General features: G+C 59.1%; 14 protein-coding genes. 8 read left to right on the top strand and 6 right to left on the bottom strand.

Annotated elements, in window-relative coordinates:
- Positions 1–16 precede the first annotated feature (16 nt).
- The 5 genes from msrA to aceE all read right to left on the bottom strand — a co-directional run bounded on the left by msrA (position 17) and on the right by aceE (position 10088).
- Positions 17–664 (bottom strand): peptide-methionine (S)-S-oxide reductase MsrA, encoded by a 648-nt coding sequence (msrA, locus tag ABH909_RS01175; RefSeq protein WP_007903246.1) that lies wholly within the window; start codon positions 662–664, stop codon positions 17–19.
- A 208-nt stretch (positions 665–872) separates the two neighbouring features.
- A complete protein-coding gene (locus ABH909_RS01170; protein WP_429429867.1) occupies positions 873–3566 on the bottom strand; it encodes a putative bifunctional diguanylate cyclase/phosphodiesterase in 2694 nt (897 codons plus the stop codon).
- A 236-nt stretch (positions 3567–3802) separates the two neighbouring features.
- Entirely contained in the window at positions 3803–5197 is a 1395-nt protein-coding gene (locus tag ABH909_RS01165) for an alkaline phosphatase D family protein (protein WP_429429865.1), read from the bottom strand.
- 281 nt (positions 5198–5478) lie between these two features.
- A complete protein-coding gene (aceF, locus tag ABH909_RS01160) occupies positions 5479–7431 on the bottom strand; it encodes a dihydrolipoyllysine-residue acetyltransferase (protein WP_429429863.1) in 1953 nt (650 codons plus the stop codon).
- An 11-nt stretch (positions 7432–7442) separates the two neighbouring features.
- The gene (gene aceE / locus ABH909_RS01155; protein ID WP_429429861.1) at positions 7443–10088 is read right to left on the bottom strand and encodes a pyruvate dehydrogenase (acetyl-transferring), homodimeric type; all 2646 of its coding nucleotides are present in this window, start codon (positions 10086–10088) and stop codon (positions 7443–7445) included.
- Between the two features lie 383 nt (positions 10089–10471).
- Here aceE and glnE point away from each other — a divergent pair, with 383 nt between their 5' ends.
- The 8 genes from glnE (at position 10472) to ABH909_RS01115 (ending at position 20677) form a co-directional block, all read left to right on the top strand.
- Complete coding sequence (gene glnE / locus ABH909_RS01150) at positions 10472–13411, top strand: bifunctional [glutamate--ammonia ligase]-adenylyl-L-tyrosine phosphorylase/[glutamate--ammonia-ligase] adenylyltransferase (RefSeq protein WP_429429859.1); 2940 nt, start codon at positions 10472–10474, stop codon at positions 13409–13411.
- A gap of 307 nt (positions 13412–13718) precedes the next feature.
- Positions 13719–14753 (top strand): lipopolysaccharide heptosyltransferase II, encoded by a 1035-nt coding sequence (gene waaF, locus ABH909_RS01145; RefSeq protein WP_429429858.1) that lies wholly within the window; start codon positions 13719–13721, stop codon positions 14751–14753.
- A gap of 1 nt (position 14754) precedes the next feature.
- The gene (gene waaC, locus ABH909_RS01140) at positions 14755–15816 is read left to right on the top strand and encodes a lipopolysaccharide heptosyltransferase I (RefSeq protein WP_429429856.1); all 1062 of its coding nucleotides are present in this window, start codon (positions 14755–14757) and stop codon (positions 15814–15816) included.
- Positions 15816–16937, top strand: coding sequence for a glycosyltransferase family 4 protein (locus ABH909_RS01135; RefSeq protein ID WP_429429854.1), 1122 nt, complete (start codon positions 15816–15818; stop codon positions 16935–16937). The genes waaC and ABH909_RS01135 overlap by 1 nt, the downstream gene beginning before the upstream one ends.
- Positions 16937–17743, top strand: coding sequence for a lipopolysaccharide core heptose(I) kinase RfaP (gene rfaP, locus ABH909_RS01130; RefSeq protein ID WP_429429852.1), 807 nt, complete (start codon positions 16937–16939; stop codon positions 17741–17743). Before ABH909_RS01135 ends, rfaP begins: the two co-directional genes overlap by 1 nt.
- Complete coding sequence (locus tag ABH909_RS01125) at positions 17743–18477, top strand: lipopolysaccharide kinase InaA family protein (RefSeq protein ID WP_429429850.1); 735 nt, start codon at positions 17743–17745, stop codon at positions 18475–18477. The genes rfaP and ABH909_RS01125 overlap by 1 nt, the downstream gene beginning before the upstream one ends.
- Positions 18474–19226: a lipopolysaccharide kinase InaA family protein gene (locus ABH909_RS01120; protein WP_429429848.1), complete on the top strand. Its 753-nt coding sequence runs from the start codon at positions 18474–18476 to the stop codon at positions 19224–19226. Before ABH909_RS01125 ends, ABH909_RS01120 begins: the two co-directional genes overlap by 4 nt.
- Positions 19226–20677: a lipopolysaccharide kinase InaA family protein gene (locus ABH909_RS01115; RefSeq protein ID WP_429429846.1), complete on the top strand. Its 1452-nt coding sequence runs from the start codon at positions 19226–19228 to the stop codon at positions 20675–20677. Before ABH909_RS01120 ends, ABH909_RS01115 begins: the two co-directional genes overlap by 1 nt.
- Positions 20678–20820: 143 nt before the next feature.
- Here the strand turns inward: ABH909_RS01115 and ABH909_RS01110 are convergent, their stop codons facing one another.
- A complete protein-coding gene (locus ABH909_RS01110) occupies positions 20821–22026 on the bottom strand; it encodes a hypothetical protein (protein ID WP_429429845.1) in 1206 nt (401 codons plus the stop codon).
- Positions 22027–22188 lie beyond the last annotated feature (162 nt).

Below are 22188 nucleotides of genomic sequence, written 5' to 3'. Positions count from 1 at the left end.
TGCAGCTTGTCACTGCTTATATAGGGCAGGTCACGCCTGTACCGCCAATTCCGCAATACCCTTCAGGGTTCTTGGCCAGGTATTGCTGGTGATACGCCTCGGCGAAGTAGAACGTTGGCGCTTCTTCGATTTCGGTGGTGATGGTGCCTTTGCCAGCCTTGGTCAATTCAGCCTGGAACACTTGCTCGCTGTGCTTGGCGGCGGCCAATTGTGCCGGGTTGGTGGCATAGATCACCGAGCGGTACTGGGTACCGATGTCATTGCCCTGGCGCATGCCCTGGGTCGGGTTGTGCAGTTCCCAGAACATCTTCAGCAATTCTTCATAACTGACTTTTGCCGGCTCGTAGACCACCAGCACCACTTCGCTGTGGCCGGTCAGACCTGAGCAGACTTCTTCGTACGTCGGATTCGGCGTAAAGCCGCCCGCGTAACCCACCGCTGTACTGACCACGCCTTCGCGCTGCCAGAACTTGCGCTCCGCGCCCCAGAAGCAGCCCAGGCCGAAGATCGCGAAATCCACGTCCATCGCGAACGGGCCCAGCAGCGGGGCGTCGTGGACGAAGTGTTTTTCCGGCACGGTCATTGGGGTTTCGCGGCCGGGCAGAGCTTGTTCTTTAGTTGGGAGCACGTTTTTGTTCACCAGGATTTCCGAGCGCAGAACCATGATCAGTCCTCTCAGTCAGGTTGAGATGTAAATAAACAGACTGCCAGTGTGCCCAATGATGCCAAGTTAATCACTACCTCTGTGGGAGCGGGCTTGCTCGCGAAGGCGGTGTGTCAGGCAACAATGATGTCGACGGTCACGCCGCTTTCGCGAGCAAGCCCGCTCCCACAGGGTTTTGTGTCCAGGCAGAAAGAGCATTCGGCCTTATTCAGGCGATTGGGCCACGCGGATAGCGTTTGAGCTTTTCAATCAGCTCGGAACCGGGGATTGGTCGGTCGAACAGGTAACCCTGACCGACGTCGCAACGGTGGCGGCGCAAGAACGCAAGCTGCTCGGCCGTCTCGATGCCTTCAGCCACGACCTTGAGTTTCAGGTTGTGGGCCATGGCGATCACCGCGGAGGTGATTTCCATGTCGTCCTGGTTGTCCGGGATTTCGTGGATGAAGCTGCGATCGATCTTGATGATGTCGATCGGGAATTTTTTCAGATAACTGAGCGACGAGTAACCGGTGCCGAAGTCGTCCATCGCCAAGGTCAGGCCCAGACGCTTGAGCTGATCGAGCTGCAGGTGGGTGTCTTCGGTGGCTTCCAGCAGCAGGCCTTCGGTCAGTTCCAGTTCCAGCAGATTCGCCGGCAGTTCTTCTTCCTTGAGGATGTTGGCGATGGACGCGACCAGATCCGGGTCGGAGAACTGCTTGGGCGACAGGTTGATCGCCACTTGCAGATTACCCAGGCCGGTGGCCGTCAGCTCTTTGCTCATGCGGCAGGCCTGGCGGGCGATCCATTTGCCGATCGGGATGATCAACCCGGTTTCTTCGGCGACGCTGATGAACTGGTCCGGACGAATCATGCCTTTTTCCGGATGGTTCCAGCGCAGCAGCGCTTCCATCCCCAGCAAGCGACCGCTGCGCAGGCACAGCTTGGGCTGGTAGAACACGTCCAGCTCGTTCTGGGTCAGGGCGCGGCGCAGGTTATTCTCGACGAACAGTTTGTAGCTGGCCTCGGCGTTCAGCGCTTCGGTGAACACTTGCACCTGGTGTTTGCCGTTGGCCTTGGCCTTGTGCAGCGCCAGGCCGGCGTTGCGCATCAACGTCTGGGGATCGCGGCCGTGCAGCGGCGCGCAGGCCAGGCCCACGGAGCCGGTGACGCTGATCAGTTGGTTGTCGACGAACATCGGTTTGTCGAGAGTCGCCAGCAATTGGTTGGCGACCTGCTGGCCAGCCAGGAGGTCAGTGTCGTCCAGCAGCACTGCAAATTCGTTGCTGGCGAAACGCGCCAGACTGCCGCTCGGGCTCAGGCTATTGCGCAAGCGCCGGGCCAGGCTGATCAGCAGTTTGTCGCCGGTCTGGTGGCCGAGGCTGTCGTTGATGCGTTTGAAATTGTCGATGTCCACCAACAGCAGGCTGATCGGCGTGTCGCTGTCTCGGGCGAAGCGTTCGTCGAGGTTGCGGATGAACGCTGGGCGGTTGCCGAGGTTGGTCAGATTGTCGGTGTAAGCCAGGCGCTCGATGCGCTGCTGGGCGAGCTTGGTCTGGGTGATGTCTTCGTAGATGCCGATGTAGTGCGTCAGCTCACGATTGTCGCCGTAGACCTTGGAAATCGACAGCTGGCCCCAGTAGGGTTCGAGGTTTTTGCGCCGGCTCTTGAACTCGCCCTGCCAGCTATTGCTCTTGGCCAGTGCCGACGGCGCGTCGAACAACAGTTCGCTGAGGTTTTCCAGCGCTGGCAGTTCCGACAGCCGCTGGCCGTGGACTTCCTCGGTGGTGTACTGGGTGATCGCCGTGAAACTTGGATTGACGTACTCCACCACGCCATCGCAATTGACCAGCAGAAAGGCGTTGGCGCTTTGTTCCACCGCACGCTGGAACAAGTGCAGGGCATTGGTGGCGGTGCGACGGTTGTGGTTGTTGATGACTTGGGCGAATTGATCCGCCAGTTCGCCAGCAAAGGCGATTTCGTCCGATTGCCAGGCGCGGGTCGCGCCGATTTGCTCCAGGCAGAGCACGCCGACTACTTGGCCATCGACGCGGATACTGGCGTCGAGCATGGCGTTGACGTCGCGCGGGCGCAGGCTCTCGGCAATTTCCCGGGTGCGTGGGTCGCGCATGGCGTTATGCGCGTCGATGGCGCGACCGGTGTGCAAGGCTTCGAGGTAATCGGGGAAACCACTGGCATCAATCGGCTCCGGCAGTCGGTGATTGCGGGTGGCGCGGTGATAGGCTGAAATCGGCGTCAATAGCGAGCCGTCGAGGTTCCACAGGCTGGCGCAGTCGATTTCATAGATGTCGCAAGCGCTGCGGGTGATCAGCTCGGCGGCTTCTTGCAGGGAATTGTTGGTGCTGTAGCGCTGGCGGGTCAGCAGCAGAATCAGATCTTGCTGGGCACGCACCCGGTCCAGATGCTGCAGTTGTTCCTGCTGGGCGCGCTGATTGAGTTCCAGGGCAATTTGCAGGCGTGAATTCTGGGTTTCCAGGTCCAGTATCGGCAGCAATGGTTCGCCGTCGAATAGACCGTCCACCACCATCAGGTAGCCACGCAGCAGGTGTCGATTGTGTTGTTTGTAAGCTTCGCCCAGTTCCAGCAGGCTCAGTACACCTGCGGCGGTGTGCAAGGTGTAGCGGATCAGGTAATGCGAACTTTCGGTGAGTTGCTGCTGGATCGTGTCATGCAGTTGATAGCGCGCCTCGGGCTCCATCAGGCTGGCGTAAGGCGAGCCGACCAAGGCGCAGAGTTCCACTGCCGGCAGGCCGAACTGTCGTTCGCAATTGGGATCGAGAAACAACAGCGCCCAGCTCGGTTCATTCAGCCGTTCGAAACGCAGCATGCCGAGCCGCGAGGGCACGGGCAACTGCGTCACTACCTCGGCCACCATACGGCTGGCGGCATCGGGTTGGCTCTTCATATGGAGGGAAACTCGCTTCGAATAGGCTGATCGCGCCGGGCTCTCGCCCTCTTTACGGTTGTCTGCGGCAAGGTTGCATCATTGCAATACCGACTGACAAGAGACATGAAGGCCAAGTGCTATAAGAATATGTCGGCAGGCGCGAAGATTTCTCCAGCGAGGGCGTGAAAGTAATGTTAACAGCCAAAAGATCGCAGCCTTCGGCAGCTCCTACAAGGCTGCGATCTTTTCCGGAATCAACGTAACTTTATGGTTATCGACTGCAGCTGCTTGCCATCCCGATCGTGATAATTGACGCGGACCTGTTCAGCATCGACGACCAGATGCGCAAAGTTATCCTGGCTGATCACCTCACTGGTCAGCTCATGCCGATAATCTCCCGCGGCCGTTCGGGCCAACGCCTGGTCGAGGATGAAGGTCGATGCCTTGGCATACGGCAGCAGTTTGCTGTTGCATAGCGGTGAAGACACGATGGTGTGAACTTCAAAATCCGGGTCGGCGCTGTGAGTCAGACGACTGGTCAGCGAGCCGTGGACGTCGCCAGAAATGAACAAGACGTTTTTGATGCCGTGCATACGAATCGTCTCCAGCAGCCGTAGTCGTTGTTCCGGAAAGGCTTTCCAGGCGTCATGGCCATTAAGTTTGCGATCGGGGTAGAACATGACGCTGGTGACCACGAATTTTACCCGGGCCGGGCTGTTGATCAGCCATTTGAGCAGCGCCTGTTCCTGTTCTTCATCAAGGATGCGCCGGTCGCTGGTCGACAGATTGCGTCGGGTTCGGCTGTCGGTGATAAACCATTCGATATCGCCATCGGAGAATTGATACCAATACTGTTCCCGTTGTTTGCTTACTTGTCCGTTGGCGAGCAGTTCATGTGCAGGGCTGTGGCTGGCTTGATATAACTCATAAGCCGCCATGGCGTTTTTGTATAAGTAAGCATCCTTTTTGCTTTCATTGGCGGGCCAGTTGTCTTCAATTTCATGGTCATCGAGGATCATGTAAGTGGGCACGCCGGACATTAACTTCGAAATATGCGGCTGAGAAAACGCGGTGCGGTATTTGCTGAGGATGTCCTTGTATTCCCGGTCGGGAGCCACGAAGTTCAGGTCATCGACGTAGATTTGGTCGCCAGTCATCAGCATGGCGCTGATCGGCGGCTCGGCGCGTTCCGCCAGCCTTGTGATCGAGGCAAAGATCCGGTCGCCCAAATGCGGGGCCGACGCAATGCCGGCCGTCATGCGCAGGTAACGGCATGAACCTGCGATATAGGCCCGTGGCATGGTGGTTTTGCTGGATTGCGTGCGAAAGCGGTAGATCTCTCGCGGCCATTGCAGGGGCAGTTCCTGGATCGTCTCCACGGTATGCACCGGGCTCATGGGGCTGAACCAGCCCGCCTGATATTCATAAGCGGTATCAGTGATGAGATCGTTGAGGGCAATCACATCGGACATGTCGCGCAAGATGCTCAGTTTTGCAAATACGCCCTTGGACCACTGTTCCTCGCCGGCGCGTCGATAACGAATACCTGCAAATACCAAGGCATCATTCTGCAATTCACCGCGCAAGAAAATACGGGTGTGATTAGTTGTAGTGTGGCCAACAATAGGGCCAACAGTCGGTTTGAACATGTTCGAATCCATTCGAAGTAATGCTAACTAAGCGGAATAAGTTGTCGAAGTTTCTATTAGAAACTCTCCTAACTGAGACTAGTTATTGGCTCGCAAAAAATATCGGGCGGAAGTGGACTCGAGTTGTAGGCGGTGTAAGCCATGAGTGTAGGAATAAGGTGGAGAAGGGCTTTTCTCGGGACAAAAAAAGCCCCGCCAAATTGGCGGGGTTGAGGTACGAGCGTGGCGCTCGGAAAACATGGAACGCGACTGGCCCTCCGATGAGGGAGGGCCGGCCCGTGTTACAGCAGGATGGTGCGGATGTCCGCCAGCAGGTCGCTCAGACGCTTGGTGAAGCGTGCAGCAGCGGCGCCGTTGATCACACGGTGATCGTAGGACAACGACAGCGGCAGCATCAGTTTCGGCTGGAAGGCTTTGCCGTCCCAGACTGGCTGGATGGTTGCCTTGGAAACACCGAGGATCGCCACTTCCGGCGCGTTGACGATCGGCGTGAAGCCGGTGCCGCCAATGTGGCCGAGGCTGGAAATGGTGAAGCAGGCGCCTTGCATGTCGTCAGCGGTGAGCTTTTTGTCCCGGGCTTTGGCGGCCAGCGCAGCGGCTTCGGCTGCCAGTTGCAACAGGCTCTTCTGGTCGACGTTCTTGATGACCGGTACCAGCAGGCCTTCAGGGGTGTCGACTGCGAAGCCGATGTTCACGTACTTCTTGCGGATGATCGCCTTGCCGCTTGGCGCCAGCGAACTGTTGAAGTCCGGCAGTTCCTTGAGCAGGTGCGCGCAGGATTTGAGCAGCAGCGGCAGGATGGTCAGCTTGACGCCAGCCTTCTCTGCAACGGCTTTCTGAGCAACACGGAACGCTTCCAGTTCGGTGATATCAGCCGAATCGAACTGAGTCACGTGAGGAATGTTCAGCCAGCTGCGATGCAGGCTCGATGCGCCGATTTGCATCAGGCGAGTCATCGGCACTTCTTCGGTTTCACCGAAACGGCTGAAGTCCACGACCGGAATCGGCGGGATGCCCGCGCCACCGGTTGCGCCAGCAGCGGCCGGTGCTTCCTTGGCCTTCTGCATCATGGCCTTGACGTAAACCTGCACGTCTTCTTTCAGGATGCGACCGTGCGGACCGCTGGCGCCAACGGCGCTCAGCTCGACGCCGAATTCGCGGGCCAGTTGACGCACGGCAGGGCCGGCGTGAACTTTTGCACCAGGTTTGGCTGGAGCAGCGGCAGGTGCAGCAGGTGCGACCGCAGCTTGAGCAGCAGGTGCAGAGGCAGGTGCGCTCGGAGCAGCAGCGGCTGGAGCCGGGGCAGCAGCAGGTGCCGCGCCTTTGACTTTCAGCTTCAGGATCAGGTCGCCGGTACCAACTTCGTCATCCAGCTTGACGGCAACGCTTTCCACCACGCCAGCGGCTGGCGATGGAATTTCCATGCTTGCCTTGTCGGATTCCAGGGTGATCAGCGACTGGTCGGCAGTGACGGTGTCGCCAGCCTTGACCAGTACTTCAATGATCTTGGCCTTGCCCGACGAGCCGATGTCCGGGACGTGAATGTCCTGAACCGAATCGGCTACCGGAGCAGCAGGCGCGGCAGCTGGCGCCGGAGCGGCTGCCGGAGCAGGCGCAGCAGCCTGGGCTGGCGCGGCCGCGGCCGGTGCAGCAGCACCCGCCACTTCCAGGTCCAGAATCAGGTCGCCGGTGCCGACTTCGTCGTTGAGCTTGACGTTGATGGCCTTGACCACGCCAGCGGCTGGCGATGGAATTTCCATGCTCGCCTTGTCGGATTCCAAAGTGATCAGCGACTGATCAGCCGCGACGGTGTCGCCGACCTTGACCTGGATCTCGATGATCTGGGCCTTGCCCGACGAACCGATGTCCGGCACGTGCACTTGCTGAACGCTGGCAGCAGCAGGCGCTGCGGCTGGAGCGGCCGGCGCTTTGGCGGCAGCAGGCGCAGCTTCAGCTTTGGCAGCCGGCGCAGCGGCAGCCGCAGGGGCTGGCGCGGCGGCACCTTCGACTTCCAGTTCCAGCAATTCGTCGCCTTCTTTCAGGCGATCGCCCAGCTTCACTTTCAGACTCTTGATGATGCCGGCCTTCGGCGCAGGCACTTCCATGCTCGCCTTGTCCGACTCAAGTGTCAGGATGCTCTGGTCGGCTTCGATACGGTCGCCGACCTTCACAAACAGTTCAATTACTTCACCTTCACCGCTGCCGATGTCAGGTACGCGAATGAGTTCGCTCACAGAGTGTCTCCTCAGCAGTCCAGTGGGTTGCGTTTTTCCGGATTGATACCGAACTTGGCGATGGCTTCAGCCACCACTTTAGGTTCGATGTCACCACGGTCAGCCAAGGCTTCCAGGGCTGCCAACACCACGAAATGACGGTCGACTTCGAAGAAGTGACGCAGCTTCTTGCGGCTGTCACTGCGGCCGAAACCATCGGTGCCCAGGACTTTGAATTCCTTGGACGGGACCCACTGACGAATTTGCTCAGCGAACAGCTTCATGTAGTCGGTAGAGGCGATGACCGGACCTTTACGGCCGTTCAGGCACTCTTCGACGTAGCTCAGTTTAGGCTTCTGGCCCGGGTGCAGACGGTTGCTGCGCTCGACGGCCAAGCCATCGCGACGCAGTTCGTTGAAGCTGGTAACGCTCCACACGTCAGCGCCGACATTGAACTGTTCACGCAGGATCTTCGCCGCTTCACGGACTTCACGCAGGATGGTGCCGGAGCCCATCAGCTGAACGTGGTGCGCCGCTTCGCGGGTGTCTTCCTCGAGCAGGTACATGCCTTTCTTGATGCCTTCTTCGGCACCGGCCGGCATGGCGGGCTGCTGGTAGGATTCGTTCATTACGGTGATGTAGTAGAAGACGTCCTGTTGCTCTTCGGTCATCTTCTTCATGCCGTCCTGAATGATCACCGCCAGCTCGTAGCCGTAGGTTGGATCGTAGGTGCGGCAGTTCGGGATGGTGGCAGCCAGGATGTGGCTGTGACCGTCTTCGTGTTGCAGGCCTTCGCCGTTCAGCGTGGTCCGGCCGGCGGTGCCGCCGATCAGGAAGCCACGGGTGCGGCTGTCGCCAGCGGCCCAGGCCAGGTCACCGATACGCTGGAAGCCGAACATCGAGTAGAAGATGTAGAACGGCAGCATTGGCTGGTTGTGGCTGGAGTACGAAGTACCGGCAGCGATGAAGGAGCTCATGGCGCCCGCTTCGTTGATGCCTTCTTCGAGGATCTGGCCCTTCTTGTCTTCTTTGTAGAACATCACCTGGTCTTTATCGACTGGCTCGTAGAGCTGGCCGACGGAGGAGTAGATGCCCAACTGACGGAACATGCCTTCCATACCGAAGGTACGGGCTTCGTCCGGGATGATCGGTACGATGCGCGAACCGATTTCCTTGTCCTTGACCAGCTGCGCGAGGATCCGCACGAAGGCCATGGTGGTGGAAATTTCACGGTCGCCCGAGCCGTCCAGGATTGCCTTGAGGGTATCCAGTGGTGGCGTCGGGATGTCGAAGCTTTTGGCGCGGCGCTGTGGCACGAAACCGCCCAGTGCAGTGCGGCGTTCGCTCAGGTAGCGGGCTTCGGCGCTGTTGGGTTCCGGCTTGAAGAATGGCAGGTTTTCCAGCTCTTCATCTTTGACCGGAATGTCGAAGCGATCACGGAACAACTTCAGGCTGTCGACATCGACTTTCTTGGTGTTGTGCGCAGTGTTTTTCGCTTCGCCGGCACCGGTGCCATAACCCTTGATGGTCTTGGCCAGGATGACGGTTGGTTGTTCTTTATGGTTGACCGCTTCGTGGTACGCCGCGTAGACCTTGTACGGGTCGTGGCCGCCACGGTTGAGTTTCCAGATCTCGTCGTCGGACAAGTCTGCAACCATCGCCTTGAGTTCTGGCGTGTTGAAGAAGTGTTCACGCACGAACGCGCCGTCTTTGGCTTTGTAGTTCTGATACTCGCCGTCGATGACTTCGTCCATGCGGCGTTGCAGGATACCGTCGACGTCCTTGGCCAGCAGTGGGTCCCAGAAACGGCCCCAGATGACTTTGGTCACGTTCCAGTGCGCACCGCGGAACACGCCTTCGAGTTCCTGGATGATCTTGCCGTTGCCGCGAACCGGGCCGTCGAGGCGCTGCAGGTTGCAGTTGATGACGAAGATCAGGTTGTCCAGCTTCTCGCGGCCGGCCAGCGAGATGGCGCCCAGGGATTCCGGTTCGTCGCACTCGCCGTCGCCCAGGAAGCACCAGACTTTTTGCTTGCCTTCCGGGATGAAGCCACGGGCTTCCAGGTACTTCATGAAACGTGCCTGGTAGATCGCCTGGATCGGGCCCAGACCCATGGATACGGTCGGGAACTGCCAGAAATCAGGCATCAGCCAAGGGTGCGGGTAGGACGACAGGCCCTGACCGTCCACTTCCTGGCGGAAGTTGTTCATCTGGTCTTCGGTGATGCGGCCTTCCATGAATGCGCGGGCGTAAACGCCTGGCGAGGTATGGCCCTGGAAGTAGATCAGATCGCCGCCGTGCTCGTCGGTCGGGGCCTGGAAGAAGTAGTTGAAGCCGATGTCATACAGGGTCGCACTGGAGGCGAAGCTGGAGATGTGACCACCCAGGTCAGAATCTTTCAGGTTCGTACGCATTACCATGGCCATCGCGTTCCAGCGTACCAACGAGCGAATGCGGCGTTCCATGAACAGGTCGCCAGGCATGCGTGCTTCGTGGGTAACGGGGATCGTGTTGCGGTAAGGCGTGGTGATGGCGTAAGGGAGCTGCGAGCCGCTACGGGTCGCGAGTTCGCCCATACGGGTCATCAGATAGTGAGCACGGTCTTCGCCTTCTTTGTCGAGAACCGATTCCAGGGCGTCCAGCCATTCCTGGGTTTCGACGGGATCGAGGTCTTGCATGGCTTGCTCCAGGGCGGAAAGGCTTCCAGAATCGGTTGCCTGAGTTTGCGACTGGCCTTGTGGGCAGACGATATAAATTCTTGGATTGCCGAGAGGTTGTTCCGGCGGCGTGTAGTTTTACTACAAATCATCGGGCATTTCAGCCTTTCGAATGTATAGACGAGTAGTAAAACTACAGAAGATCGGCTTGTGGCCTCCGGCTGCGTTGTGAGAATAATCGTTAAGGTTGGTCTTTTGCCAACCAGAAAAGGTGAAGGCTTGATGATCGCTGCCAAAAATAAACAAATTTCAGCTATTTCTAACCTTTGTTCGACAGTCGGTCAGGTAGCGTATTTTCACGAATCACTACATGCAGCCCTTCACACGCCGATCAAGGATAGACCATGAGCCTCCCTTCGCTTGCCGAACTGCCCGGCGTACTCCTGCCCTTCGTCACCCGTGCCGAGCAGTCGTTCCGTACGGCCGTCGGGCTTCTTCCCGACGATCATGGCCTGGCTGCCTGGACGCCTGAGCGCTGGGCGCAATTTGCCCGCGTCACCGCGGCCAGCGACTTTGTCATTGAACAGAGTGTGCGTGACCCTTTGATGTTGCTGGAGCTGGTGCAGTCCGGCGAGCTGGACCGTGGCTTTGCGCCGGGCGAATTGTGCGCACAGATTGCGACGGCGGTGAGCAGTGCCGAAACCGACGACCAGCTCGGCCGCGCCCTGCGTCGTCAGCGCGCACGCCACCAAGTGCGGATCATCTGGCGCGATCTGACCCGTCAGGCTGATCTGATCCAGACCTGCCGCGACCTCTCGGACATGGCCGATGCCAGCATCGATCAGGCCTATCAGTGGTTGTATCAGCGCCATTGCCAGCAATTCGGCACGCCTACCGGCCGGCGTAGCGGCGAGCCGCAGCAGATGGTCATCCTCGGCATGGGCAAGCTCGGCGCCGTGGAGCTGAACCTGTCATCGGACATTGACCTGATCTTCGCGTATCCCGAGGGCGGCGAAACCGTGGGCGTGAAGCGGTCGCTGGATAATCAGGAATTTTTCATTCGTCTCGGCCAGCGTCTGATCAAGGCCCTGGACCCGATGACCGTCGACGGTTTCGTGTTCCGCGTCGACATGCGCTTGCGGCCTTACGGTTCGTCCGGCGCGTTGGTGCTGAGCTTCAATGCGCTAGAGCAGTATTACCAGGATCAGGGCCGCGACTGGGAACGCTACGCGATGATCAAGTCACGCGTGGTGGCCGGCGATCAAGTGGCGGGCGCGCAACTGCAGGAGATGCTGCGCCCGTTCGTTTACCGGCGTTACCTGGACTTCTCGGCCATCGAAGCGCTGCGCACCATGAAGCAGTTGATCCAGCAGGAAGTTCGGCGCAAGGGCATGGCCGACAACATCAAGCTGGGTTCCGGCGGCATTCGTGAAGTCGAATTTATCGCCCAGGCTTTCCAGCTGATTCACGGTGGCCGCGACCTGAGCCTGCAGCAGCGTCCTCTATTAAAAGTACTGAGCACCCTCGAAGGTCAGGGTTACCTGCCGGCGGCGGTGGTCAGCGAGTTGCGCGAAGCCTACGAATTTCTGCGTTACACCGAACACGCGATCCAGGCGATTGCCGACCGCCAGACCCAGATGCTCCCGGATGGCGAACAGGATCAGGCGCGCATTGCCTTTATGCTCGGCTTTGCCAACTGGACGGCGTTCCATGAACAGCTGATGTACTGGCGTGGCCGGGTGGCCTGGCACTTTGCTCAGGTGATTGCCGATCCTGATGAAGAGGACGGCGCCGAGAGCGAAGTGGTAGTCGGCGGGGAATGGCTGCCGCTGTGGGAAGAGGCCCAGGACGAGGAGGCCGCGTGCCGTCAACTGCAAGAGGGTGGCTTCGCCGATGCCTCTAAAGCGCTGAAAGCCTTGGCCAGTCTGCGCGGCAGTCCGCAATTGCGCGCCATGCAGCGCCTGGGGCGGGAGCGCCTCGATGCTTTTATTCCGCGCTTGCTGGCTCAGGCGGTGGAACATGCCAATCCTGATCTGGTGCTGGAGCGAGTGCTGCCACTGGTAGAAGCCGTGGCGCGTCGATCCGCCTATCTGGTGTTGTTGACCGAGAACCCCGGGGCCCTGCGCCGTCTGCTGACGCTGTGCGCCGCGAGCCCGTGGATTGCCGAACAGATCACGCGCTTTCCGCTGCTGCTCGATGAGTTGCTCAACGAAGGCCGGTTGTTCAAGCCACCACTGGCGCCGGAATTGGCCGCCGAATTGCGCGAGCGTCTGACGCGGATTCCCGAAGACGATCTCGAACAACAAATGGAAGCCCTGCGGCATTTCAAACTGGCGCATCGCTTGCGCGTCGCCGCCTCGGAAATCGCCGGCAGCTTGCCTTTGATGAAGGTCAGTGATTACCTGACCTGGCTTGCCGAAGCGATCCTCGAACAAGTGCTGGCCCTGGCCTGGCGCCAGACCGTGGCCAAGTACGGTACGCCGCTGCGCACTGACGGCAGCTTGTGCGACCCTGGTTTCATCATTGTCGGTTACGGGAAAGTCGGCGGCCTGGAGCTGGGGCATAGTTCGGACCTGGATCTGGTGTTCATCCACGACGGCGATCCGCAGGCGGAAACCGACGGGCCGAAGCCTATCGATGGTGCACAGTTTTTTACCCGACTCGGGCAGCGCATCATTCATTTGCTGACGGCGCAGACCAACTCCGGTCAGCTGTATGAAGTGGACATGCGTCTGCGGCCGTCCGGTGCCTCCGGTTTGCTGGTGAGTTCCCTGGGGGCGTTTGCCCGGTATCAGGAAAACGAAGCCTGGACCTGGGAACACCAGGCGCTGGTGCGGGCGCGGGTGCTGGTGGGCAGTCAGGATGTCGGCCAGGCGTTCGAGAAGGTTCGCGCGGCGGTATTGGCCAAGCCGCGGGACTTGCCGACCTTGCGCCAGGAGGTCAGCGAGATGCGCGCCAAGATGCGCGATAACCTTGGCAGCAAGAGCACGGCGGCGGGTACGGCGGCAAATGCCTTCGAGGCCACGGCGCCGTTCGATCTCAAGCAGGATGCCGGAGGTATCGTCGATATTGAATTTATGGTGCAATACGCGGCTCTGGCATGGTCTGAGACGCATCCGTCATTGCTGCGCTATACCGACAATATCCGCATTCTGGAAGGGTTGGAGGAGGTCGGGCTGATGCCCGCCGAAGACGCCAGCCTGTTGCGTGAAGCCTATAAGGCCTACCGCTCCGCCGCTCACCGGGAGGCCTTGCAGAAGGACTCCGGCGTCATACCGGGCGACCAGTTCGTGGAGGAACGACAGCAGGTCATGCGAATCTGGCGCGAGCTGGGGTTAAGCTGAGCAACGAAATTGTGGATGCGGGCTTTTGTGGCGAGGGAGCTTGCTCCCGCTGGAGTGCGCAGCGCTCCCAAATCAGCTTGTGTAGTCTGTCAGTGAGAATGCGGTGGCAAGTTTTGGGGCTGCTGCGCAGCCCAGCGGGAGCAAGCTCCCTCGCCACAGAGGTTTATGCTGACTGACATGAATGTGTATTAAATTGATCCGACGAGCCCCAATCGGCTCGTCCAAATGACCTGACGGTTCACCCCGATGGTGCTGGATTCTCGAGGCGGGGAGGCGTATGCCTCCCCGGCTCGTTTTTGGAAACCACATGAAAATTCTGATCGTTGGGCCCAGTTGGGTCGGTGACATGGTGATGGCGCAGACACTTTTTCAGTGTCTCAAGCAGCGCCACCCGCAGTGCGAAATCGACGTGCTGGCCCCCGAGTGGAGCCGGCCGATTCTCGAGCGCATGCCCGAAGTACGCCAGGCCTTGAGCTTCCCGCTCGGCCACGGCGTGCTGGAGCTGGCGACGCGTCGGCGCATCGGTAAATCCCTGGCCGGCGAGTACGACCAGGCCATCCTGCTGCCCAACTCCCTGAAGTCGGCACTGGTACCGTTTTTTGCCGGTATCCCGAAACGCACCGGCTGGCGTGGCGAATTCCGCTATGGCTTGCTCAATGACGTGCGCACGCTCGACAAAGAACGTTACCCGCTGATGATCGAACGCTTCATGGCCCTGGCCTTCGAGCCCGGCGTCGAGTTGCCGAAGCCGTATCCACGGCCGAGCCTGCGGATCGACCCGGTGACCCGCGACGGCGCGCTGGCCAAGTTCGGTCTGGCCCTCGATCGCCCGGTGTTGGCGCTGTGTCCCGGTGCCGAGTTCGGCGAGTCCAAGCGCTGGCCGTCCGAGCACTACGCCAAGGTCGCTGAAGCGAAGATCCGTGAAGGCTGGCAGGTCTGGTTGTTCGGCTCGAAAAACGATCATGCGGTGGGCGAAGACATTCGTGCGCGGCTGATTCCCGGTCTGCGTGAAGAGTCGGTCAACCTCAGTGGCGACACGTCCCTGGCCGAGGCTATCGATCTGTTGTCTTGCGCCGATGCAGTGGTCTCCAACGACTCCGGCCTGATGCACGTGGCTGCCGCGCTGAACCGTCCGTTGGTGGCGGTGTACGGCTCGACGTCGCCGGGGTTCACACCACCGTTGGCCGAGCACGTCGAGATCGTGCGCCTGGGCATCGAATGCAGTCCGTGCTTCGATCGCACCTGCCGTTTCGGTCATTACAATTGCTTGCGCCAACTCATGCCCAAAGCGGTGAACGAAGCCTTGCAGCGGTTGCTGGGCACTGTGGTCGAGGTCAAATAGTTTGCGGGTACTGTTGATCAAGACTTCTTCGCTGGGTGATGTGATTCACGCGTTGCCAGCGTTGACCGACGCGGCGCGGGCGATCCCCGGCATCACGTTCGACTGGGTGGTGGAAGAAGGCTTCGCCGAGATTCCGACCTGGCACCCGGCTGTGGGCAAGGTGATTCCGGTGGCGATCCGCCGCTGGCGCAAGAACATCTGGCAGACCATCAAGAGTGGCGAGTGGAAGCGCTTCAAGCAAAGCATTCGCGCGACCCAATACGACTTGGTGATCGATGCCCAGGGCTTGTTGAAAAGCGCGTTGCTGACTCGCTACGCCAAAGCGCCAGTGGCGGGGCTGGATAAGAATTCGGCCCGCGAACCGATCGCTGCGCGCTTCTATTCCCGACGTCTGGCCGTGGCCCGTGGGCAGCACGCGGTAGAGCGAGTGCGCCAGCTGTTCGCGGTGGCACTTGGTTACGATCTGCCTAAGGGGCTGGGCGACTATGGCCTGAACGTCGAACGACTGGTGGAATTGCCGCGCAAGAATCCATACGTGGTGTTTCTCCATGGCACCACCTGGGACACCAAGCACTGGCCTGAAGCCTATTGGCGCGAGTTGGCCGAGCGGGTGGGTTACCTTGGCGTGGCGGTGAAGCTGCCGTGGGGTAATCCGGTCGAAAAGGCCCGCGCCGAGCGCATCGCCAAAGACATGAGACATGTCGAGGTGCTGCCTAAACTGAACCTGGCGGGTGTCGGCAAAGTCCTGGCCGCAGCGCAAGCCTGCGTAGCGGTGGACACCGGTCTCGGTCACCTCGCTGCGGCGCTGGATGTGCCGACCTTGTCGCTGTTCGGCCCGACCAACCCGGGCCTGACCGGCGCGTACGGCAAGTCGCAGATTCACATGGCCAGCGACTTCCCTTGCGCACCGTGCCTGCAAAAGAAATGCACCTATCAACCGACGGCCGACGATGCCCGTCGGTTCGACCTGAAACGCGAGTGGCCCCTGTGCTTCACGCGTCTGAATCCCGAGCGTGTCGCGAGCCGACTGAGCACGTTGTTACTGGCTGAGGAGCTGCGCTGATGCAATTGGCATTTGTCTTGTACAAATATTTTCCGTTCGGTGGCTTGCAGCGCGACTTCATGCGCATTGCCCTGGAGTGTCAGCAACGCGGCCATCAGATTCGTGTTTATACGCTGATCTGGGAAGGCGACATTCCACCAGGTTTCGAAGTGCTGGTGGCGCCGGTCAAGGCGTTCTTCAATCATCGTCGCAACGAAAAACTCACTGAGTGGATGGAAGCCGATCTGGCCAAGCGTCCGGTGGATCGCTTGATCGGTTTCAACAAGATGCCGGGTCTGGACGTTTACTACGCCGCCGACGGCTGCTTCGAAGACAAGGCGCAGAACCTGCGCAACTCGCTGTACCGTCGCTGGGGCCGCTACCGGCACTTCGCCGAGTACGAGCGTGCGGTGTTCGCCAAGGACGCCAAAACCGAAGTGCTGATGATTTCCGAAGTCCAGCAGCCGCTGTTCATCAAGCATTACGACACGCCGCTTGCGCGTTTCCATTTACTGCCGCCGGGTATTTCTCTGGACCGTCGCGCGCCGGCCAATGCTGCCGAGGTCCGTGCCGGGTTTCGTCGCGAGTTCAACCTGAAAGAGGATGAACTATTGCTGGTGCAAATCGGCTCCGGGTTCAAGACAAAAGGCGTGGACCGCAGTCTCAAGGCACTGGCTGCCTTACCCTCGGAGCTGAAAAAGCGCACCCGATTATTTGTAATTGGCCAGGACGACCCCAAAGTATTCCAGTTGCAGAGCGCCACACTGGGGCTGGGCGACAACGTGCAGTTTCTCAAGGGCCGCAGCGATATCCCGCGTTTCCTGCTCGGTGCCGATCTGTTGATCCACCCGGCGTACAACGAGAATACCGGGACGGTGCTACTTGAAGCGGTGGTGGCTGGCTTGCCGGTGCTGGTAAGTGCGGTTTGCGGCTATGCCCATTACATCGCCGAGGCCGATGCCGGCCTGGTGCTGGACGAACCCTTCGATCAGGCGCAACTGACGCAATACCTGATCGGCATGTTGAATGACGCAAATGCACGGGCGGCCTGGAGCCGCAACGGTCTGGCTTTTGCCGAGACGGCCGACCTCTACAGCATGCCGCAGCACGCGGCCGATGTGATTCTGGCGGAGCACGCTTAATGAAGTTGATGCTGGCTGAACCGTTCAAGAGCCTCTGGGCCGGGCGCGATCCGTTCGCCGAAGTCGAGGGTCTCAAGGGCGAGGTGTACCGCGAGCTTGAAGCGCGTCGGACACTGCGTACTGAAGTGGACGGTCACGGGTTCTTCGTGAAAATTCACCGTGGCATCGGCTGGGGCGAGATTTTCAAAAACCTGCTGACCGCCAAGCTGCCAGTGCTTGGCGCAGGCCAGGAATGGAAGGCCCTTCAGCGCCTGCAAGAAGTCGGCGTGCCGACCATGACCGCTGTCGCTTATGGCGAAAAAGGCAGCAACCCGGCGGACCAGCATTCGTTCATCGTCACGCAAGAGCTGGCGCCCACCGTCAGCCTCGAAGATTTCAGCATTGACTGGGTCAAGCAACCGCCCGAGCCAACACTCAAGCGCGCCCTGATCGCCGAAGTTGCGCGCATGACCGGCATGATGCACCGGGCCGGGGTTAACCACCGCGACTGCTACATCTGTCACTTCCTGCTGCACACCGATAAACCAGTGACCGCCGACGACTTCAAGCTGTCGGTGATCGATCTGCACCGTGCCCAGACCCGTTCGACGATTACCCGGCGCTGGCGTAACAAGGACTTGGCGGCGCTGTATTTTTCGGCGCTCGACATTGGCTTGACCCGTCGCGACAAACTGCGTTTCCTCAAGGGTTACTTCCAGCAGCCATTACGCCAGATACTGGCTGAAGAAGCAGGATTGCTGGCATGGCTCGAAGGCAAGGCCAACAAGCTCTACGAGCGTAAACAGCGATATGGGGATGCGCTCTGATGTCGGGTTGGACTCTGGAACCTGCTTACAGCGATCTGGCAGAAGACTTCGGCAGTCTAGACGCGGTGTTCGCGCTCAAGGGCGAGCGACTGACCCGCGATCCACTGTCCGAGGTCATTCGCGTCCAGCGCAATGGCGTCAACTATTACGTCAAGCGCTATGTCGGCGCCGGCAAAGGCCTGCGCCGTTATCTGGGCAAGCCGCGGGTGAAGGCCGAGTGGCAGAACCTCAAGCGTTTTGCCAAGTGGGGAATTCCCACCGCCGAAGTAGTGGCCTGGGGACTTGAACGACGCGGCGTGGCATACAGCCGTGGGGCGATGATCACGCGCGAACTGCCTAATACCGAAGACCTGTCGGCCCTGGCTGACCGACATGACCCGAAACTGGCGGATCGCGCCTGGGTCGACAACATCAGTCAGCAGCTGGCGGGCTATACCCGGACCATGCACCATCATCGTTTTACCCACAATGATTTGAAATGGCGCAACCTGCTCATCGACGATGAGGCGCGGTTGTTTCTGATCGACTGCCCCAACGGTGATTTCTGGCGCGGCTTCTGGCTCAAGTACCGGATTACCAAGGATCTGGCGTGTCTGGACAAAGTGGCTAAATATCATCTGTCGGCCACCCAGCGCCTGCGCTTCTACCTGCAATACCGCCAAAGCACCCGGCTCGATGCCGCCGACAAGAAACGGATTCGGCACGTGGTGAGATTTTTCGAGGGACGCGAATGACTGATTTCCTGGCTGCTGAAGACCGTGCGCTGCTTGAGCGTCATGGCCTCGGCACCTTCGACGCACTCTGGGCCAAAGAGCTCGAGGCGGTGGATGAACCCAACACCGTCGGTGGTGGCTGGAGCAGTGTATTTCGGCTAGAGCTGGAAGGTCATGGTTATTACCTAAAGCGCCAGTGCAACTACCTGACGCGTACATTGCATTCTCCCTTTGGCGAGCCAAGTTTTGCCCGCGAGTTTCGCACCATCAGTCGTTATCAGAAACTGGGCATTCCGGCGTTGCGGGCGGCGTTCTTCGGTGAACGTAAAGTTGACGGCGAAGTCCGGGCGATTCTGCTGACCCGTGCGCTGGACGGTTGGGATGATCTGGATTCACTGTTGCAGCGCTGGTCCGACCTGAGCGCGGCGCAGCACTCGGCAATTCTGAAAGCCTGTGGGCAACTGGCGCGACGCCTGCATCAGGTGCGTCAACTGCACGGGTGCTTCTATCCCAAGCATATTTTTCTCCAGGCCACCGGTGACGGTTACCAGGCTCAGTTGATCGACCTGGAAAAAACCCGGCCATTGCTGTTCGGCCAGCGTGATCGGGTCAAGGACCTGGAGCCTTTGCTGCGTCGGGCGCCGGAATGGAGCGAAAGTCAACTGCGCGAGTTGTTGGCGGCTTATCTGGATCAACCCTTGAACAGTTCGCTGGTAAACAGTTGGGTATTGCGCCTGGGTGCGCGGCGCAGTCACAAGGAGACGCGCTGATGCGTTTGTCCGAAATGAAACACGCGGGCCGCAGCCCAAGCCTGCCTCTAAGCATTCCACTGGCCGATGCCGCAGGGCCTGCAGAGTTGCAATTGCTGAGCCTGCTGCGGGTATTGCCAGGGCAGCGTTATGTGGGCGCCGGCGTCTGGCGCGGCCGGCCGGTGCTGGCCAAATTGCTGGTCGGTGGTAAAGCGGCGCGGCATTTTCAGCGTGAGCTGGACGGCGTGCGCTTGCTCGCCGCTCAGGGGCTGACCACGCCGTTGTTATTGGCGGATGGCCTGAAAGACGGCGAGGGCGGCTGGCTGTTGTTCGATTTCCTTGAGGGCGCCGAGAGCCTGGGAGACGCCTGGAAACAGGTCGAACACTTGCCAGTGCTGGCGGATGAACAATCAGCCGTGCTGGCCGAGGCGTTGGGTGCGATCGCGCATCTGCACAGCAAAGGCCTGTGGCAGGAAGACCTGCATCTGGACAACCTGCTGCGTCAGGGCAATCGTCTGTATTTGATCGATGGTGCCGGGATCCGCAGCGAAACGCTTGGCCAGCCCTTGTCCCGGCAGAAAGTCCTGGAAAACCTCGGGGTATTTTTTGCCCAGTTGCCCAAGTCGCTGGAGCCGTTTACCGAAGAATTGCTGGTGTACTACCTGCTGAGCAACGGTGAGCACGCCTTGCCCATGGAAGCCTTGCAGAAGCAGATCGACAAGGTCCGCAGCTGGCGCCTCAAAGACTTTCTGATCAAGGTCGGTCGTGAATGCTCGCTGTTCAGCGTCCGGCGCGGTGCGTTTGGTTTGCAGGCGATCCGTCGCGAGGAAGAAGCGGCGATGTTGCCGGTTCTGGCGCAGGCCGATGCGCTGCTGGACAAGGGCCACCTGTACAAGACCGGCGGCGCGGCGAGCGTCGGCAAGGTCGAGGTGGACGGTCGCACGCTGGTGATCAAGCGCTACAACATCAAGGGCTTCGCCCATTGGTTCAAACGCTTCTGGCGCCCGAGCCGTGCCTGGCATTCCTGGCGCGAAGGCAATCGCCTGGCGTTTCTCGGCATTGCCACGCCCAAACCCCTGGCGTTGCTGGAGAAGCGTTTCCTCTGGTTGCGTAGCCGGGCCTACCTGATCACCGAGCACCTGCCGGGGCCGGACATCATCGAGCGCTTTGCGCCGTATGTTGAAAGTGGTGATGCACCCGAGGCTGAGTTGCTGGCGCTGGATCATTTGTTTGCCGAACTGATTGGCGAACGCATCAGCCACGGCGATTTCAAGGGCCACAACCTGTTCTGGCAGGAGGATCGCTGGGCGCTGATCGATCTGGATTCGATGTGTCAGCACGGTTCTTCCGGCAGCTTTGCCCCCGCATATGCCAGGGATCGCGCGCGGTTCATGCGCAATTGGCCTGAAGGAAGTGCGCTTTATCAAGTCATTGACCAACGTCTTCCCAAGGACAGCTCTAGCGCTGGCTGAATCAGGAATATCGGTCCTGTTGCGGGCAAGGCCGCTTCCACAGTCGTTCCGGTCGTTCAGAACTCCCTGTGGGAGCGGGTTTGCTCGCGATGGCGGCGGTGCGGCTTGCGCCTCTCTTAAAAGGCGACGCCTGTTCTGTTTTTTTACGTGTTCAGATAGCGCACCATTCCTACGTGGCTTCCGTTTAGGTGTGCAATCACGTCCCCTGTTACCAGAAGCTTGCCGTCGTTTTGTATATGGATGCGACGGGCCATATCAATCCCTCCAAGGTCCGTCATGATCCGCCCGTCGTTGCCAAAGGTGGAGTCTACGTTTCCATTTTCGAGATAGCGCATCAGCGTGAAGTTGGATCTCTCGGAATCTCCGAACGACGATCCAGCAGCTACAACTTTGTTGTCGGACTGTATGGCAACTGCAAAGTGCAGGGCTGCGCGATCATACCCTTCCATGTTAGGTTTCCCTCCGTAAAATGCATTGTCCGGCTTTCCATCTGGATGGATGCGAATTACCAGAGGCCGACCCTCGCTCTCAAAGTAGGCGACACCCGAGGCGACAATCTTTCCATCCGATTGTTGTGCAATGTCTGTGATTCCCGCTGCGGAGCTGCCTTCTACAGGAATGATGGCAACTCCAGCGTCGCCAAAGTGGGTATCTATCTCGCCATTTTCCAAGTAGCGGGTAAACATCAGCTTGTTGTTTAGTGAGCCTGCGAACAGCAATCGACCAAGCGCCAATGTGAGTGTTGGCCCGATGTAAATATTGCCGGGCTTCACGACTCCATACGTGCCAAAGTTGATATCAGGCTCACCGTTATCGCAAAGACGTCGGATAAATACCGTCCTGATATCAAAGCCGTAAGTAATTGCGCTCACGAGCACAATTTTCCGGTCGTCCTGTATTGCAAGACCATGAAGCTGTTCCAATCCGGACTGTTGCTCAAAGATGAGTCGGCCATTCGTGCCAAACGTGACGTCAAATTCGCCTTCAGGCAGAACCCTGATCAGATACGCCTTATGCACGGGCTCGCCTGAATTGCCGAAAGACCCCGCTATAACGGCTTTGCCATCGGGCTGCAGGGTAATCGATGCTTGTAGGATGAATTGTCCAGGGACAAGGTCGATGTACTTTATTCCCTGATCGCCAAAAAGACTGTCTACAACGCCGGTATCCAGATGTCGCACGAGCACCAGGCGCTCTCCGGCTCGAGTGACGCTGAGGATTTTTCCATCGGTCTGTAATATGGAAGAGCCGAAAGTTGTTGTGCCTGGAATATTGTAAAGTACCTTCCCGTCATTATCAAAAGTCGGGTCGGGGGCGTTGTTGTTTTGATGGCTATTGAGTGAGTTCATTGTCGGCTTTCCTTTATTTGGCCAATAACAATTGCACAAGTGGCAATACCTCCCCTGTGAATATGAACGTAATGTTTTGTAGTTGGCTACTGTCAGAAATGACAGTCGCGACCAGCGGTATTTAAGCAATATTTGTTATCGCTACTCGCCAAAGAAGCTCTT

The sequence above is a fragment of the Pseudomonas sp. BS3782 TE3695 genome, assembly GCF_050435305.1.
GTDB lineage: Bacteria > Pseudomonadota > Gammaproteobacteria > Pseudomonadales > Pseudomonadaceae > Aquipseudomonas.
This window is presented reverse-complemented; position numbering and strand designations above follow the sequence as displayed.

Excerpts from the sequence above, each read along its gene's own strand:
- msrA (WP_007903246.1), bottom strand. The coding sequence starts at position 664 with ATGGTTCTGCGCTCGGAAATCCTGGTGAACAAAAACGTGCTCCCAACT.
- ABH909_RS01170 (WP_429429867.1), bottom strand. The coding sequence starts at position 3,566 with ATGAAGAGCCAACCCGATGCCGCCAGCCGTATGGTGGCCGAGGTAGTG.
- ABH909_RS01165 (WP_429429865.1), bottom strand. The coding sequence starts at position 5,197 with ATGTTCAAACCGACTGTTGGCCCTATTGTTGGCCACACTACAACTAAT.
- aceE (WP_429429861.1), bottom strand. The coding sequence starts at position 10,088 with ATGCAAGACCTCGATCCCGTCGAAACCCAGGAATGGCTGGACGCCCTG.
- glnE (WP_429429859.1), top strand. The coding sequence starts at position 10,472 with ATGAGCCTCCCTTCGCTTGCCGAACTGCCCGGCGTACTCCTGCCCTTC.
- waaF (WP_429429858.1), top strand. The coding sequence starts at position 13,719 with ATGAAAATTCTGATCGTTGGGCCCAGTTGGGTCGGTGACATGGTGATG.
- ABH909_RS01135 (WP_429429854.1), top strand. The coding sequence starts at position 15,816 with ATGCAATTGGCATTTGTCTTGTACAAATATTTTCCGTTCGGTGGCTTG.
- rfaP (WP_429429852.1), top strand. The coding sequence starts at position 16,937 with ATGAAGTTGATGCTGGCTGAACCGTTCAAGAGCCTCTGGGCCGGGCGC.
- ABH909_RS01125 (WP_429429850.1), top strand. The coding sequence starts at position 17,743 with ATGTCGGGTTGGACTCTGGAACCTGCTTACAGCGATCTGGCAGAAGAC.
- ABH909_RS01120 (WP_429429848.1), top strand. The coding sequence starts at position 18,474 with ATGACTGATTTCCTGGCTGCTGAAGACCGTGCGCTGCTTGAGCGTCAT.
- ABH909_RS01115 (WP_429429846.1), top strand. The coding sequence starts at position 19,226 with ATGCGTTTGTCCGAAATGAAACACGCGGGCCGCAGCCCAAGCCTGCCT.
- ABH909_RS01110 (WP_429429845.1), bottom strand. The coding sequence starts at position 22,026 with ATGAACTCACTCAATAGCCATCAAAACAACAACGCCCCCGACCCGACT.